General features: G+C 70.0%; 16 protein-coding genes and 1 tRNA gene. 12 read left to right on the top strand and 5 right to left on the bottom strand.

Going from position 1 to position 14603, the window contains the following annotated elements; genetic code table 11:
* Positions 1–52: 52 nt before the first annotated feature.
* From soxB to AC2EAQ_RS16660, 3 genes are read left to right on the top strand one after another with little or no spacing between them, the layout of a single operon-like run.
* Positions 53–1789 carry a thiosulfohydrolase SoxB gene (soxB, locus tag AC2EAQ_RS16670; protein WP_484645529.1) on the top strand — a complete coding sequence of 579 codons (1737 nt, stop codon included), beginning with the start codon at positions 53–55 and terminating at the stop codon, positions 1787–1789.
* Positions 1790–1798: 9 nt separating this feature from the next.
* The gene (locus tag AC2EAQ_RS16665; RefSeq protein WP_484645528.1) at positions 1799–2899 is read left to right on the top strand and encodes a YeeE/YedE family protein; all 1101 of its coding nucleotides are present in this window, start codon (positions 1799–1801) and stop codon (positions 2897–2899) included.
* Positions 2900–2922: 23 nt separating this feature from the next.
* Complete coding sequence (locus AC2EAQ_RS16660) at positions 2923–3528, top strand: c-type cytochrome (RefSeq protein ID WP_484645527.1); 606 nt, start codon at positions 2923–2925, stop codon at positions 3526–3528.
* Between the two features lie 12 nt (positions 3529–3540).
* Here AC2EAQ_RS16660 and AC2EAQ_RS16655 read toward each other — a convergent pair whose 3' ends face one another.
* The 3 genes from AC2EAQ_RS16655 to AC2EAQ_RS16645 are packed head-to-tail and all read right to left on the bottom strand — an operon-like array spanning position 3541 to position 5630.
* A complete protein-coding gene (locus AC2EAQ_RS16655) occupies positions 3541–4833 on the bottom strand; it encodes an NAD(P)/FAD-dependent oxidoreductase (RefSeq protein ID WP_484645526.1) in 1293 nt (430 codons plus the stop codon).
* Positions 4834–4844: 11 nt separating this feature from the next.
* Positions 4845–5171, bottom strand: a complete 327-nt coding sequence (locus tag AC2EAQ_RS16650) for a c-type cytochrome (RefSeq protein ID WP_484645524.1) — start codon at positions 5169–5171, stop codon at positions 4845–4847.
* Positions 5172–5216: 45 nt separating this feature from the next.
* Positions 5217–5630, bottom strand: a complete 414-nt coding sequence (locus AC2EAQ_RS16645; RefSeq protein WP_484645523.1) for a DsrE family protein — start codon at positions 5628–5630, stop codon at positions 5217–5219.
* A 145-nt stretch (positions 5631–5775) separates the two neighbouring features.
* On the opposite strand from AC2EAQ_RS16645, the gene AC2EAQ_RS16640 reads away from it, so the two are divergent.
* The 4 genes from AC2EAQ_RS16640 (at position 5776) to AC2EAQ_RS16625 (ending at position 8085) form a co-directional block, all read left to right on the top strand.
* Complete coding sequence (locus AC2EAQ_RS16640) at positions 5776–6771, top strand: MBL fold metallo-hydrolase (protein WP_484645520.1); 996 nt, start codon at positions 5776–5778, stop codon at positions 6769–6771.
* Positions 6768–7268: a TlpA disulfide reductase family protein gene (locus tag AC2EAQ_RS16635; RefSeq protein WP_484645518.1), complete on the top strand. Its 501-nt coding sequence runs from the start codon at positions 6768–6770 to the stop codon at positions 7266–7268. The genes AC2EAQ_RS16640 and AC2EAQ_RS16635 overlap by 4 nt, the downstream gene beginning before the upstream one ends.
* 40 nt (positions 7269–7308) lie before the next feature.
* Positions 7309–7656 (top strand): hypothetical protein, encoded by a 348-nt coding sequence (locus AC2EAQ_RS16630; protein WP_484645516.1) that lies wholly within the window; start codon positions 7309–7311, stop codon positions 7654–7656.
* Between the two features lie 72 nt (positions 7657–7728).
* The gene (locus tag AC2EAQ_RS16625; protein ID WP_484645515.1) at positions 7729–8085 is read left to right on the top strand and encodes an ArsR/SmtB family transcription factor; all 357 of its coding nucleotides are present in this window, start codon (positions 7729–7731) and stop codon (positions 8083–8085) included.
* 36 nt (positions 8086–8121) lie between these two features.
* On the opposite strand, the gene leuA is transcribed toward AC2EAQ_RS16625, so the two are convergent.
* Complete coding sequence (leuA, locus tag AC2EAQ_RS16620; protein WP_484645513.1) at positions 8122–9801, bottom strand: 2-isopropylmalate synthase; 1680 nt, start codon at positions 9799–9801, stop codon at positions 8122–8124.
* Positions 9802–10087: 286 nt separating this feature from the next.
* Positions 10088–10163, bottom strand: a tRNA-Ala gene (locus AC2EAQ_RS16615).
* Positions 10164–10192: 29 nt separating this feature from the next.
* Between AC2EAQ_RS16615 and AC2EAQ_RS16610 the strand changes: the two genes are divergently transcribed.
* From AC2EAQ_RS16610 to AC2EAQ_RS16590, 5 genes are all read left to right on the top strand, one after another.
* Complete coding sequence (locus AC2EAQ_RS16610) at positions 10193–11056, top strand: alpha/beta hydrolase (protein ID WP_484645512.1); 864 nt, start codon at positions 10193–10195, stop codon at positions 11054–11056.
* A 132-nt stretch (positions 11057–11188) separates the two neighbouring features.
* Complete coding sequence (locus AC2EAQ_RS16605; protein ID WP_484645508.1) at positions 11189–11611, top strand: rubrerythrin family protein; 423 nt, start codon at positions 11189–11191, stop codon at positions 11609–11611.
* Between the two features lie 80 nt (positions 11612–11691).
* Entirely contained in the window at positions 11692–13038 is a 1347-nt protein-coding gene (locus tag AC2EAQ_RS16600; protein ID WP_484645506.1) for a (Fe-S)-binding protein, read from the top strand.
* A gap of 14 nt (positions 13039–13052) precedes the next feature.
* Entirely contained in the window at positions 13053–13637 is a 585-nt protein-coding gene (locus AC2EAQ_RS16595; protein ID WP_484645505.1) for a DUF3501 family protein, read from the top strand.
* 27 nt (positions 13638–13664) lie between these two features.
* Positions 13665–14537 (top strand): aldo/keto reductase, encoded by an 873-nt coding sequence (locus AC2EAQ_RS16590; RefSeq protein ID WP_484645504.1) that lies wholly within the window; start codon positions 13665–13667, stop codon positions 14535–14537.
* The last annotated feature ends 66 nt before the right edge of the window (positions 14538–14603 follow it).

Below are 14603 nucleotides of genomic sequence, written 5' to 3'. Positions count from 1 at the left end.
CCCGCGTCCGCGCGGGCCTTTTCCGGCCCTCAATATCATTGATTGCGAAATCATGAATCTTTCCAAGCGCGAGTTCCTGCAGGTGCTGGGCGCGGCGTCGGCCGCCGGCATGGCCCTGTCGCGGCACGCCGACGCCGACGCGGCGCAGGCGCAGAAGGGCCTGTACGACATTCCGGCCTTCGGCAACGTGTCGTTCCTGCACATGACCGACTGCCATGCGCAGCTGAAGCCGATCTACTTCCGCGAACCGAGCGTCAACCTCGGGCTCGGGTCGATGCAGGGCCAACTGCCGCACCTGGTGGGCGAGGCGCTGCTCAAGCGCGCCGGCGTGCGCCCCGGCACCGCGCTGGCGCACGGCTTCACCTATCTCGACTTCGAGAAGGCGGCTCGCCGCTACGGCAAGGTCGGCGGCTTTGCGCACCTGGCCACGCTGGTCAAGCAGCTCAAGGCCAGCCGCCCCGGGGCGCTGCTGCTCGACGGCGGCGACACCTGGCAGGGCTCGGCCACGTCGCTGTGGACCAACGCCCAGGACATGGTGGACGCCTGCAAGCTGCTCGGCGTGGACGTGATGACCGGCCACTGGGAGTTCACCTACGGCATGGAGCGCGTCAAGGAGATCGTCGACAAGGACTTCAAGGGCCGCGTCGACTTCGTGGCGCAGAACGTCAAGACGCAGGACTTCGGCGACCCGGTGTTCCCGCCCTACGTGATCCGCGAGATCAATGGCGTACCCTGCGCCGTGGTGGGTCAGGCCTTCCCCTACACCCCGATCGCCAACCCGCGCTACATGGTGGCCGACTGGAGCTTCGGCATCCAGGACGAGAACATGCAGAAGGTGGTGGACGAGGTGCGCGCCAAGGGCGCCCAGGTGGTGGTGGTGGTGTCGCACAACGGCATGGACGTCGACCTGAAGATGGCCTCGCGGGTGCGTGGCATCGACGCGATCTTCGGCGGCCACACGCACGACGGCGTGCCGCTGGCGGTGCCGGTGAAGAACGCCGGCGGCACCACGCTGGTCACCAATGCCGGCAGCAACAGCAAGTTCCTCGGGGTGATGGACTTCGAGGTCAAGGGCGGCAAGGTGGCCGACTTCCGCTACCGCCTGCTGCCGGTGTTTGCCAACCAGCTCAAGGCCGACCCGGAGATGGCCGCGCTGATCGACCGGGTGCGCGCGCCCTACGAGGCGAAGCTGGCGGACAAGCTCGCCGTGACCGACGGCCTGCTCTATCGCCGCGGCAACTTCAACGGCAGCTGGGACCAGCTCATCTGCGACGCGCTGATGGACACGCAGGGCGCGCAGATCGCGTTCTCGCCGGGCTTCCGCTGGGGCACCTCGCTGCTGCCGGGCGACACCATCACGCGCGAGCTGATGATGGACCAGCTCGCCATCACCTATCCCTACGCCACCGTCACCGACATGTCGGGCGAGATGATCAAGAACATCCTCGAGGACGTGGCGGACAACCTGTTCAATCCCGACCCGTACTACCAGCAGGGCGGCGACATGGTGCGCGTGGGCGGCCTGACCTACACCTGCACGCCGGGCGAGAAGATGGGCTCGCGCATCGGCGACATGCGCCTGGGCGGAAAACCCATCGAGGCCGGCAAGACCTACAAGGTGGCCGGCTGGGCGCCGGTGGCCGAGGAGGCGCGCACGGCGCCGGGCGTCAAGCCGGTGTGGGACCACGTCGAGGCCTGGCTCAAGGCGCAGGGCGGTCGCGTCAAGCCGCGCCGCGTCAACACGCCGCGGCTGGTGGGCATGCAGGGCAACCCGGGCATCGCCGGCTAGGAGCGGCACGTGCTGGGCTGGGCCGTCGAGCACTGGGGCGAGAGCGCCACGCTCGCCGCGGGTGGCCTCGTGCTCGGCATCCTGTTCGGCTTCTTCGCCCAGCGCAGCCAGTTCTGCCTGCGCTCGGCGGTCATCGAGTTCTCGCGCAACGTCACCGGCGGCAAGCTCACCGTGTGGCTGTTCGCCTTTGCCACCGCGCTGCTGATCACGCAGGCCCTGGCGCTGGCCGGCCTGTTCGACGCCGCCAATGCAAGGCAGATCGCCACGCGGGGCAGCCTGTCCGGCGCCGCCGTGGGCGGGGCGCTGTTCGGCGTCGGCATGATCCTCGCTCGCGGCTGTTCGAGCCGCCTGCTGGTGCTGGCGGCCCAGGGCAACCTGCGCTCGGTCATGTCGGGCCTGGTGTTCGCCGTCACGGCGCAGGCCAGCTGGACCGGCATCCTGGCGGCGCCGCGCGAGGCCATCTCGTCGTGGTGGACGGTGGACGGCGGCACGGGGCGCGACCTGATCGCCCGGCTGGGCATCGGCCACGGCGGAGCGCTGCTGTTCGGCGCCGTGTGGCTGGCCGCCGCGGTGTGGTGGGCGCGGCGCCAGAAGGTGCCGGCCTGGGGCTGGGCCGGGGCCATGGGCGTGGGCGCCGTCATCGCCGCCGCCTGGTGGTTCACCTACGCCATCACGCAGGTGGCGTTCGATCCGCACCCGATCCAGGCCCTGAGCTTCACCGGCCCGTCGGCCGAGGTGCTGACGCGGGTGCTGTTCGCCAGCGACAAGCCGGTGAACTTCGACCTCGGTCTGATGCCCGGCGTGTTCATCGGCTCGTTCATCGCCGCCGCGTGGTTCGGCCAGCTGAAGCTCGAAGGCTTCATGGGCGGCGCCAGCATGCGCCGCTACATCGTCGGTGCCGTGCTGATGGGCTTCGGCGGCATGCTCGCCGGTGGCTGCGCCGTCGGTGCGGGCCTGTCCGGGGCCGCCATCTTCACGATCACGTCGTGGGTCACACTCACCGCGATGTGGGCGGCGGCGGCCCTCACCGACCGCCTGGTCGACCAGCGGCCCGCCGAAGAGCCGCCACCGCCTCGCACCGCCGTGGACGCCACCGCGTCGGCCCGATGAACCCCTGCCACACCACCATGAACATGAAGACGATCGCTCTCCCGCTGACGGCCGCGCTGGCGCTGCTGATGACCGCACTGCCGGGCCGGGCCGCCGACGTTGCGCGGGCCGAGGAGATCGTGCAGGGCAAGTGCTTCATCTGCCATGGCGCCGCAGGCGAAAGCTCCAGCCCGGTGTTCCCGCGGCTGGCCGGGCAGAACGCCGCCTACGTGGCCCGGCAGCTGGCGGACTACAAGAGCGGCCGCCGCAAGAGCAGCGCCATGCAGCCGATGGTCGAGGACCTGAGCCCGGCCGACATGAAGGCCCTGGGCGAATGGTTCGCGACGCGGCCCACGCAGGGGCATCCGGTGGAGGACACCGACCTGGCCGGCGTGGGCCGCTTCGTCTATTTCCGCGGCAACCCGTTCACCGGCGTGGCGGCGTGTGCCACCTGCCACGGCAACGACGCCCACGGCAGCGAGACGCTGCCCCGGCTGGCCGGCCAGCACGCGCAGTACACCGAGAACCAGCTCAAGCTGTTCAACCGGCGCGAGCGCACCAACGACAACGCCGTGATGCACAGCATCGCCAGCAAGCTCAGCGAGCTGGAACTCAAGGCCGTGGCGGCCTACCTCAGCGGGCTGAAGTAGGCCGCCACCGCATCAGACGGCTTCGAGCATGTCGTCCCAGATGTTCTGGGCCCACGACAGCGCGTAGCGGCCCTCGATCTGGTTGGCCGCGGCGGACACGCCGCCCGAGCCCGGCACGGTCTTGAAGGTCTTGTCCGTCGCGTCGTACTGGTGCACCGACGCCACGTGGATCACGTCGCGGGCGGTGACGAAGCTGTAGCAGGTGTTCATCACCACCGGCGTCGCGCTGACGGCCTGGCCCTTGAGCAGCTGGATGATCGCCGCGGCGGCCACCTTGGCATGCTGGTTGGCCATGTGGCCGGACTTGGGCATCAGCGGCGCCGGGAACGTGGCATCGCCCAGCACATGGACACCCGGCGCCACGGTGGACTCCATCGTCAGCCAGTTCACGCCGACCCAGCGGTTGTTGATGTTGACCAGGCCGGCGGTGCGGGCGATGTCGCCGGCGCGCTGCGGCGGGATCACGTTGAGCACGTCGGCACGCACGTCCTCGAACTCCAGCTTGGCCACCTTGCCCGACACCTCCTTGATCTCGGCGTTGGGGCGGTACTCCAGGATGCCGCTGTAGTGGTCCTTGAAGGCCTTCTCGAACAGCGCCTTCTTCGACTGCACTTCCGGGTTGGCGTCGAGCACGAGCAGCTTGCTCTTGGGCTTGGCGGTCTTCAGGTAGCTGGCCACCATGCAGGCGCGCTCGTAGGGGCCGGGCGGGCAGCGGTAGGGCACCTTGGGGATCGAGATCGCCACCACGCCGCCGTCGGCCATGGACTCGAGCTGCCGGCGCAGGGCCACCGTCTGGGGGCCGGCCTTCCAGGCGTGGACCACGCTGCCGTTGTCCACGGCGGCCTGCAGGCCACCGACCTGGTCCCACATGAAGTCGATGCCGGGGGACACGACCAGCCGGTCGTAGGGCAGTTCGGCGCCGCCGGCCAGGCGGACCTTCTTGCCGGCCACGTCGATGGCCGTCACGTCGCCCTGCACGACCTTGATGCCCATGGTCTTGAGGCCGTCGTAGCCGCGCGTGATGTCGGCCATCTGGCGGTAGCCGCCGAGCACCAGGTTGGAGATCGGGCAGGACACGAAGCTCGCGCCGCGCTCGACCAGAGTGACGTCGACGTTGCCGCCCCACATCTTGAGGTAGCGCGCGGCGGTGGTGCCGCCGAAGCCGCCGCCGACGACCACGACGCGGCCGATCGAAGGCCCGCCGGTGGAGGCGCAGCCGGCCAGGCCGAGCGCGGCCAGGCCGCCGAGGGCGGAGCCTGCGCCGAGCAGCCGGCGACGGGAGGTGTGCAGTGCGTTTGCGGTCATGGTCGGTGTCCTCACTTGCGGGCCGCGGGCTGGGCCGCGAAGTACGCCGCGATCAGGCGGATCTGCTCGTCGGTGTAGCCCTTGGCGATCTGATGCATGATCGTCGCGGGCTGGGCGCCGCTCTTGTAGTCGGCCAGCATGGCGGTGATCTTGTCGGCCGACACGCCCGCCAGCGGCTTCATGTCGCCCTTGGCCTGGCCGTTGGTGCCGTGGCAGTTGGCGCAAGTGGCGGCGAGGTTGCGGGCCAGGTTCACGTCCTGGGCCAGCGCGGGCAGCGCCGCGGCCAGCGCCACGGCCACGCCGCCGCGCACGCAGCGGGCAAGGTGAGAGAGGTTCATGTCGTTCGGGTCTCCTGGGTGGGATCGGTGGACGTCTGGCGCCGCTCAGGGCTTGATGTAGGCCGCGCCTTCCTTCTGCAGCTTGGCGATGCGCACCACGCCGGACGGCGTGAACTCGGCTTCCTGGACGAACTGCTCCTTCTTCAGGTTGCGGTTCCTCAGGGTGATCTCGCAGATCTCGAACCGGACGCCCCGCGCGACCAGCGCGGCGATCGGGCCGGCAAAGGCGCCGCCGTTAGGGTCCTTGGCGCCTTCCATCAGGAAGTCGACGCCGTCGGCATGGGTGACCACCGTGATGCGCGCGGTGGTGTCGACGTCGAGATGGTTGCGGATGTTGCGCAGGCCCTTCAGGCCCTGCGCCGACGCGTTGTCGATGTGATAGACGACACGGTCCTGCGCCCAGGCCACGCCGGTGGCCAGCACGAGGGCCAGCGCGGCCACGGAATTCTTGACAGACATGGGGGCTCCTTGGCGGGACGGCCTGCCCGCAGGGGTGCGATGCTGCCACGAGTCGGGCCCGGGGTGGCGAAAGGCCCGCCGAGGCCCTGTGGCCGCCCCGATTGTCGGAGTAATATCGGTTCATACAAATATAGTGGATTGCCCGATGGACGGAACCGGTGGCGCGGGGGTGCAGGCCGCTGCAGCGACGCGGCGCCGCGTGCTCGGGCTGCTGGGTGCCGTGTTCGCGGCCCAGTCGGCGGTGGCGCAGCCGGTCGACGCGGCCGCGCCCGTGCAGGTGGTGCCGGTGCAGGTGGCCCCCGACGTCTGGTTCGTGCAGGGGCAGAGCGCCCTCGGCTCGACGGCCAATCGCAACTTCATCTCCAACGCCGCCTTCGTCGTGACGCCCGAGGGCGTGCTGGTGGTCGACGCCCTGGGCTCGCCGGCCCTGGCGGAGGAACTGCTGGCCGCGATCCGGCGCGTGACGCCGCAGCCGGTGCGCTACGTGGTGGTGACGCATTTCCACGCCGATCACATCTACGGGCTGCAGGTGTTCAAGGACGCGGGCGCCACCATCGTCGCCCACCCGGCCGGGCGCGAGTACCTCGGCTCCGACACGGCGCAGCTGCGCCTGGAGGCCAGCCGCAAGGAGCTGGCCCCTTGGGTGGACGGGCGCACCCGGCTCGTCGGAGCCGACCAGTGGCTGGCCGGCGACGACACGACGATCCGCCTGGGCGGCCGGGACTTCCGCATCCGTCATGTCGGGCCGTCGCACACCCCCGAAGATCTGGTGGTGTTCGAGCCGCGCTCGGGCGTGCTGTTCGCCGGTGACCTGGTGTTCCGCGGCCGCGTGCCCTTCGTGGGGCAGGCCGACAGCCGGCGCTGGATCGACGCGCTGACGCGTCTGCTGGAGTTCAAGCCCAGGGTGCTCGTACCCGGGCACGGGCCGGTGTCCACCCAGGCCGCCGAGGACCTGGCGCTGACCCGGGACTACCTTCTGTACCTGCGCCAGACCATGGGCGAGGCCGCGCGCAACATGGAGCCGTTCGACGACGCCTATGCCCGCACCGACTGGTCACGCTTCGAGGCACTGCCGCTGTTCCGGGTGGCCAACCGCATGAACGCCTACAACACCTACCTGCTGATGGAGCACCAGCAATGACCGCGCGCCGTGCCGTCGCCGCGATGGCGGCGGCGCTCGTGGCGACCGCGCTGGCCGCCCCGGCGGCCCGGGCGAGCGGCCCGGGGCCCGCGGTCGTGGCCTGGCCGACGCTCAGGCTCGTCGACGGCGGCACGCTGGAGGCCGCGCGCCTGCAGGCGTCGCCGGTGGTCGTGGTGTTCTGGGCCACCTGGTGCGGCTTCTGCGAGCGTCACAACGCGCGGGTGGAGCGCCTGTTCCGCTCGCTCCAGGGCGGGGCGCCTTTGGTGGTGGGCGTGGCCGTCGACGGCGATGCGGCCTCCGTCGGGCGCAAGGCCCGCGACCATGGCTGGACCTTCCCGGTGACGGTGGACAACGGCTCGATGCGCCGCCAGTTCACGCCGCGCCGGCTGGTGCCGATGACCTGCGTCGTCGCCCCCGGCGGCCAGCTGCGCCAGTGCATCCCCGGCGAGATGAGCGACGACGACGTGATGTCGCTGGCGAAGCCCGGGCGGTCCTGAGATCATGCCCGGGCGCCCGTGGCGCGAAGGAGAGGCCCCGATGTCCCGGTTCCATCTTGCAGCCCGTGCCCTGGCCGGCCTGCTGTGCCTGGCCGCCGCGCCGCTGACGGCCCAGCCCGTGCCGCCCACCGCCGCCGAGCTGTTCAAGGACGCCGACCTCGCCCTCGGCGAGCGCCTGATCCGCGAGAACCGCTGTGTCCAGTGCCATCAGGGCAAGGTGGGCGGCGACGGCTCGTCGATCTACCGGCCGGGCCGGCGCATCACCACGCCGGGGCTGCTGCGCGGCATGGTCGAGCAGTGCAACACCGAGCTGGGCCTGGGCCTGTTCCCGGAGGAGGTCTCGGCCGTGGCCGCGGTGCTGAACCGGGACCACTACCGCTTCCGCTGAGGCGCTGCGAGCCCATCCGAATATCGGTCATTGCTCATACAATCGGTGCCCGACGCCACCCTGCGGCAGTCCATGTCCAGCACCAACACCGAAGATCAGGTTTTCGAGTCCGTCGCGGAGCTGTTCGCGGTGCTGTCCACGCCGATCCGCCTGAAGATCATCAGCGCGGTGTGCAACGGCGAGAAGAACGTGTCGGAGCTGCTGGCGCAGATCAACACCACGCAGCCGAACATGTCGCAGCACCTGAGCATGCTCTACCGCAGCGGCGTGCTGTCCAAGCGGCGCGAGGGCACCCAGATGTACTACCGCCTGCAGAGCGAGCGCGTGGCGACCCTGTGCCGCGCGGTGTGCACGCAGGTGGCCATCGAGCTCGACGGCGACGAGCAGGTGCCCGCGTCCGAGCGCCTGCTGCCGGCGTCGCACCGCTGAGGCGGTGCGGGGCAGGGCCCCGCCCGCCCTGGGTCACTACTTCGCCGGCACCGGCGTCTCGCGCCGTCCCGCACGCGAGCGCTGCAGCCCGGACACGATCGCCTTGAGCGAAGCCGACACGATGTCGGAGTCCATCCCGACGCCGAACAGGGTGCGGTCGCCCACGCGCAGTTCCAGGTAGGCGATCGCCTGCGCGCCGGAGCCGCTGCCGATCGAGTGCTCGTGGTAGGTCAGCACCCGGATCGCGTCGCCGCAGGCGCGGGACAGGCCGTCCACGAAGGCGTCGATCGGGCCGTTGCCGCTGCCGCGGATCGGCACCGTGGCGTCGTCGAGCCGCACGTCGGCCGTCAGCTCGACGTGGCCCGGGCCTTCCTTGAGCACCCGGTGGCCCGGCGCGGGGATCGAGTGCACGCCGTACTCGCGCTCGAACAGGTCGAACAGGTCATGCGCGGTGAACTCCTTGCCGCTCGCGTCCATCGCCGTCTGCACCACCTGGCTGAACTCGATCTGCAGGCGGCGCGGCAGCTCCAGCCCGTACTCGCTTTCCAGCAGGTAGGAGATGCCGCCCTTGCCGGACTGGCTGTTCACGCGGATCACCGCCTCGTAGCTGCGGCCCAGGTCCTTCGGGTCGAGCGGCAGGTAGGGCATCTCCCAGAGGTCGCCGTCGCGGCGCGCGGCGAACGCCTTCTTGATCGCGTCCTGGTGCGACCCGGAGAACGACGTGTAGACGAGGTCGCCCGCGTAGGGGTGGCGCGGGTGCACCGGCAGCTGGTTGCAATGCTCCACCGTGTGCCGGATCGCGTCGATGTCGGAAAAGTCCAGCCCCGGGTCGACGCCCTGCGAGTACATGTTCAGCGCCACGTTGACCAGGTCGAGGTTGCCGGTGCGCTCGCCATTGCCGAACAGGCAGCCCTCGAGCCGGTCGGCGCCCGCCATCACGGCGAACTCGCCGGCCGCCGTGCCGGTGCCGCGGTCGTTGTGCGGGTGCACCGACAGCACGATGCTGTCGCGCCGCTCGAGGTGGCGGTGCATCCACTCGATCATGTCGGCGAACAGGTTGGGCGTGGAGTGCTCCACCGTGGAGGGCAGGTTGACGATGCACTTGCGCTGCGGCGTCGGCTGCCACACGGCGGTCACGGCGTCGACCACGCGCTTGCTGAACGCCAGCTCGGTGCCCGAGAACATCTCGGGCGAGTACTGGAAGGTCCACTGCGTGTCGGGCTGCTCGGCGGCCAGCGCCGCGAACAGCCGCGCCTGCGACGTGGCCAGCTCCACGATGCCGTCCTCGTCCAGGCCCAGCACCACGCGCCGCATCACCGGGGCGGTGGCGTTGTACAGGTGCACGATCGCGCGCCGCGCGCCGCGCAGCGACTCGAAGGTGCGGCGGATCAGCGGCTCGCGCGCCTGCGTCAGCACCTGGATCGTCACGTCGTCGGGCACGAGGTCGTCGTCGATCAGCTTGCGGACGAAGTCGAACTCGATCTGCGACGCCGACGGGAAGCCGACCTCGATCTCCTTGAAGCCGATGTCCACCAGGGTGCGGAACATGCGCAGCTTGCGCGCCACGTCCATCGGCTCGATCAGCGCCTGGTTGCCGTCGCGCAGGTCCACGCTGCACCAGACCGGCGGGCGGGTGATCACCGCGTCGGGCCAGGTGCGGTCGCGCAGGCCGATCGCGGGGAACGGTCGGTACTTGGTGGCGGGGTTCTTCAACATGGCGCTTTCCTGGGTGGTGGGGTGTCCCGGCAGCGCCCAATGCAAAACGGCCCGCTGCGGGTGCAAACGGGCCGTCGGTGGGAAAGATGCGCGCGCGCTCTATCGACTCCGCCCGTGGGGGGAAGCGAGTAGTAGGGCTAGGCGGCGCGGCATCACGGCGCGAATGTAGCACTGCCCGGGGCGCCGCGGGAAGGGGCTGCGGCGTGCCGCGACTCGGGCGAAACCCGCGCTGCGCAAACAACAAGGGCCTGACCGAAGCCAAGCCCTTGCCACACCGGGTGATCGTTGGTGGAGATGAGGAGGATCGAACTCCTGACCTTCGCATTGCGAACGCGACGCTCTCCCAGCTGAGCTACACCCCCAACGCGGAAGGAAGTTTACCATCGCTGCCATGAGACCACGACTCGACGACCCGGCCTGGCTCGACGCCCAGTACAACAACCGCGCCCGCGTGGCCGATGCCGCCGACGTGCTGGCCCGCTGGGCCCGCGCGTCCGCCGTGGCCCGCGACGGCAGCCCTGCCGCCCGGCTCGACCTGCGCTACGGCGACGGCCCGTCCGAAACCCTGGACGTGTTCCCGGCGGCGCAGCCCGGCGCGCCGGTGCTGGTGTTCGTGCATGGCGGCTACTGGCGCGCGCTGGACAAGTCCGACCACTCCTTCGTCGCGCCGTCCTTCGTGGCCGACGGGGCCGCGGTGGTGGTGCCGAACTACGCGCTGTGCCCGGCAGTGACCATCGAGGACATCGCGCTGCAGATGGTGCGCGCCTTGGCCTGGACCTGGCGCCATGCCGCCGAGTTCGGCGGCGACCCGTCGCGCATCGCCGTGGTCGGGCATTCGGCCGGCGCCCACCTCGCGGCGATGCTGCTGAGCTGCCGCTGGAAGCAGGTCGGGGACGATCTGCCCGCCGCGCCGCTGTCCGGCGCGCTGGCGATTTCCGGCCTGTACGACATGGAACCGCTGCGCCTGACGCCCTTCCTGCAGGGCGACCTGCGGCTCACGCCGTCCCAGGTGGCGCGCCTGTCGCCGGCCTTCTTCCCGCGGCCCAAGGGCGGCAAGCTCTACGCGGTGGTCGGGGCCGAGGAGAGCGACGAGTTCCTGCGCCACAACCAGCTGATCCGCGACCAGTGGGGCCCCACGGCGGTGCCGGTGTGCGAAACCGTGGTCGGCGCCAACCACTTCACCGTGCTCGAGAGCCTGGTGGACCCGGCCGGCCGGCTGCACGACCTGGCGCTGCGCCTGCTCGACCTGCGCTGAGGCGCCGTCGCGGGCGCCGCCCGGGTTTGCCCCGGGCTATGGCCCGCATTGACGCTTTGAATTGCCCGACCTCTCGCGGATCGGTTACGGTTACCCTCGCACCTCACCGCAATGGAGCACAAGGAGCACACCATGGGCTTGAAAGGTACGAAGACCGAGCAGAACCTGAAGGACGCCTTCGCGGGCGAATCGCAGGCCAACCGCCGCTATCTGTATTTCGCGAACAAGGCTGACGTCGAGGGCCAGAACGACGTCGCCGCGCTGTTCCGTTCCACCGCCGAAGGCGAAACGGGTCACGCGCACGGCCATCTCGAGTTCCTCGAGAACGGCTCGGGCGACCCGGCCACCGGCCTGCCGATCGGCAACAGCCGTCAGAACCTGAAGGCGGCCGTCGCCGGCGAAACGCACGAGTACACCGACATGTACCCGGGCATGGCCAAGACGGCGCGCGAGGAAGGCTTCGACGAGATCGCCGACTGGTTCGAGACGCTGGCCAAGGCCGAGCGCTCGCACGCCAACCGCTACCAGAAGGCGCTGGACGCACTGGTCGACTGAGCCCACGCTCGATCGTCACCCTCCAGGACAAGGGGCTTCGGCCCCTTGTTCGTTAGCGACACCCCCACAAGGCAGGCCGTATGCGCGAAGGCAATCTCGAAGCTCCGACCCGGCACCCCGTCGACTGGAAGAACCCGCTCTTCTACGACGAGGCCGACGCGATGAAGGAGATGGAGCGCGTCTTCGACATCTGCCATGGCTGCCGCCGCTGCGTCAGCCTGTGCCACAGCTTCCCGACGCTGTTCGACCTGGTCGACGCCACCGACGACGGCGAGGTGCACGGCGTCAAGAAGGAGGCCTACTGGAGCGTGGTCGACCAGTGCTACCTGTGCGACCTCTGCTACATGACCAAGTGCCCCTACGTGCCGCCGCACCAGTGGAACCTGGACTTCCCGCACCTGATGCTGCGCGCCAAGGCGATCAAGTTCCGCAAGGGCGAGGTCAAGGCGGGCGAGAAGTTCCTGGCCTCCACCGACGTGCACGGCAGCTTCGCCGGCATCCCGGTGGTGGTGCAGGCGGTCAACGCCGTCAACCGCACCAAGTTCGCGCGCCGCCAGATGGACAAGCACCTCGGCGTGCACCCGGACGCGTGGATGCCCGAGCTGGCCCCGAGCCGCTTCCGCTGGAGCGCGGCCAAGCAGGGCGCGGCCACCGTGGTCACCAACGGCGAGCGCACGCCGGGCCGCGTGGCCATCTACTCCACCTGCTACGTCAACTACAACGAGCCCGGCATCGGCCACGACCTCGTCAAGCTGCTGGAGCACAACGAGATCCCCTACGTGATCGTCGAGAAGGAGAGCTGCTGCGGCATGCCCAAGTTCGAGCTCGGCGACCTGGAATCGGTGGCGCGCCACAAGGAAGCCAACATCCCCGTGCTCGCGAAGTACGCCAAGGACGGCTTCGCGATCGTCACGCCGGTGCCGAGCTGCACGCTGATGTTCAAGCAGGAGCTGCCGCTGCTGTTCCCCGGCGACGCCGACGTCAAGCTCGTGCAGGACGCGATGTTCGACCCGTTCGAGTACTTCGTGGCCCGCCACAAGGACGGCCTGCTCAAGACCGACTTCAAGGCGGCGCTGGGCAAGGTCAGCTACCACATTCCCTGCCACGGCCGGGTGCAGAACATCGGCCGCAAGACCGAGGAGATGTTCAAGCTCATCGGCACCCAGGTGAACGTGCAGCTCAACACGGTGGAGCGATGCTCCGGCCACGCCGGCACCTACGGCGTGAAGAAGCCCTATCACCCGATCGCGATGAAGATCGGCAAGCCGGTGTTCAAGGCCATGGCCAAGGACGAGCCGGACTACATCAGCAGCGACTGCGCACTGGCGGGGCACCACATCGCCCAGGGCATGCAGCAGGCCGGCACGCCGGCCAAGGCCCTGCAGCACCCGCTGTCCCTCATGCGCATCGCCTACGGCATTGCATGACCCGAGGAACCGCCATGACCACGATCGACCGCAACAGCCTGATGACGCTGGAAGCCTATGCCAAGGTGCGCAAGACCGCGCGCGCCGACGCGATCGCGCACCGCAAGCTGCGCAGCGTAGGCCTGGGCGACCACGTGACCCTGCAGTTCGAGGACGAGCAGACCATCCGCCGCCAGATCCAGGAGATGCTGCACATCGAGAAGATCTTCGACGAGGAGGGCATCCAGTCGGAGATCGACGCCTACGGCCCGCTGGTGCCCGACGGCAGCAACTGGAAGGCCACGATGCTGATCGAGTACCCGGACCCGCACGAGCGCAAGCGCGAGCTGGCCCGCCTGATCGGCATCGAGGACCGCCTCTTCGTCGAGGTGGAAGGCCACCCCCGCGTGTACGCCATCGCCGACGAGGACCTGGACCGCGAGAACGACGAGAAGACCTCGTCGGTGCACTTCGTGCGTTTCGAGTTCAACGACGCGCAGCGCCAGGCCATCCGCGCCGGCGCGGCGGTGAAGATCGGCTGCGACCACCGCAACTACCCCTCGCATGTGCAGGTGGCCGCCGAGACGCTGGCCAGCCTGGCCGGAGACCTGCGCCCCTGAGCCGCCGGCCGCCCTAGACTCGGCGGCATGAAGACCACCCTGTCTCCCATCGTCGCCGGGATGTGGCGGCTGCCCCAGTGGAAGCTCGACACCCCGGCGCTGGCGCGCTGGATCGCCCAGGCGCTGGACCTGGGCATCACCAGCTTCGACCACGCCGACATCTACGGCGGCTACGGCGTCGAGGCCGCCTTCGGCGAGGCGCTGGCCGCCGCGCCGGGGCTGCGCGACCGGATGCAGATCGTCACCAAGTGCGGCATCCGCCTGGTGTCGCCGGCACGCCCGGCGCATGCGATCAAGAGCTACGACACGTCGCAGGGCCATGTCGTGGCGTCGGTCGAGAACTCGCTGCGCGTGCTGCGCACCGACCGCATCGACCTGCTGCTGATCCACCGCCCCGACGCGCTGATGGAGCCGGACGAGCTGGCCGAGACCTTCCGCGGCCTGCAGCGGTCGGGCAAGGTGATCCACGTGGGCGTGTCCAACCACTCGCCGGCGCAGTTTGCGATGCTGCACCGGCGCGTGCCGCTGTCCACCAACCAGGTGGAGTTCTCGCCGCTGAACCTGGGCGCGCTGGCCGACGGCACGCTGGAGCAGGCCACGGACCTCGGCCTGTCGCCGATGGCCTGGTCGCCGCTGGGCGGGGGCCGGCTGTTCGCGCCGGACGACGAGGCCGCGCGCCGGGTGCGCGACGTGCTGCAGGCCCAGGGGCAGGCGCGCGGCGTGTCGGCCGCGACCATGGCCTATGCGTGGGTGCGGCGCCACCCGTCGCGGCCGCGGCCGGTCACCGGCACCGGGCGCATCGAGGGCCTGCGCGAGGCCGTGGCCGCGCTGGACGTGCGCCTGTCGGCCGAGGAGTGGTACGCCGTCTGGCGCGCGGCCCAGGGGCGCGAGGTGCCCTGAGGCGGGCCCGGCCCGCCCGCCGGCGCGGATTTCCCAATCGCCGCGATTCGATTAAACAAAACTACT

This window comes from Aquabacterium sp. T101 (genome assembly GCF_057219775.1).
The sequence above is the reverse complement of the archived record's forward strand: the minus strand, read 5'-3'. Positions and strand labels throughout refer to the sequence as shown.

What these genes read in the sequence shown, in the direction of transcription:
- AC2EAQ_RS16655 (WP_484645526.1), bottom strand. Translation starts at nt 4,833, where the DNA reads ATGACCGCAAACGCACTGCACACCTCCCGTCGCCGGCTGCTCGGCGCA.
- AC2EAQ_RS16595 (WP_484645505.1), top strand. Translation starts at nt 13,053, where the DNA reads ATGACCACGATCGACCGCAACAGCCTGATGACGCTGGAAGCCTATGCC.
- AC2EAQ_RS16625 (WP_484645515.1), top strand. Translation starts at nt 7,729, where the DNA reads ATGTCCAGCACCAACACCGAAGATCAGGTTTTCGAGTCCGTCGCGGAG.
- leuA (WP_484645513.1), bottom strand. Translation starts at nt 9,801, where the DNA reads ATGTTGAAGAACCCCGCCACCAAGTACCGACCGTTCCCCGCGATCGGC.
- AC2EAQ_RS16660 (WP_484645527.1), top strand. Translation starts at nt 2,923, where the DNA reads ATGAAGACGATCGCTCTCCCGCTGACGGCCGCGCTGGCGCTGCTGATG.
- soxB (WP_484645529.1), top strand. Translation starts at nt 53, where the DNA reads ATGAATCTTTCCAAGCGCGAGTTCCTGCAGGTGCTGGGCGCGGCGTCG.
- AC2EAQ_RS16635 (WP_484645518.1), top strand. Translation starts at nt 6,768, where the DNA reads ATGACCGCGCGCCGTGCCGTCGCCGCGATGGCGGCGGCGCTCGTGGCG.
- AC2EAQ_RS16645 (WP_484645523.1), bottom strand. Translation starts at nt 5,630, where the DNA reads ATGTCTGTCAAGAATTCCGTGGCCGCGCTGGCCCTCGTGCTGGCCACC.
- AC2EAQ_RS16630 (WP_484645516.1), top strand. Translation starts at nt 7,309, where the DNA reads ATGTCCCGGTTCCATCTTGCAGCCCGTGCCCTGGCCGGCCTGCTGTGC.
- AC2EAQ_RS16640 (WP_484645520.1), top strand. Translation starts at nt 5,776, where the DNA reads ATGGACGGAACCGGTGGCGCGGGGGTGCAGGCCGCTGCAGCGACGCGG.
- AC2EAQ_RS16610 (WP_484645512.1), top strand. Translation starts at nt 10,193, where the DNA reads ATGAGACCACGACTCGACGACCCGGCCTGGCTCGACGCCCAGTACAAC.
- AC2EAQ_RS16605 (WP_484645508.1), top strand. Translation starts at nt 11,189, where the DNA reads ATGGGCTTGAAAGGTACGAAGACCGAGCAGAACCTGAAGGACGCCTTC.
- AC2EAQ_RS16590 (WP_484645504.1), top strand. Translation starts at nt 13,665, where the DNA reads ATGAAGACCACCCTGTCTCCCATCGTCGCCGGGATGTGGCGGCTGCCC.
- AC2EAQ_RS16600 (WP_484645506.1), top strand. Translation starts at nt 11,692, where the DNA reads ATGCGCGAAGGCAATCTCGAAGCTCCGACCCGGCACCCCGTCGACTGG.
- AC2EAQ_RS16650 (WP_484645524.1), bottom strand. Translation starts at nt 5,171, where the DNA reads ATGAACCTCTCTCACCTTGCCCGCTGCGTGCGCGGCGGCGTGGCCGTG.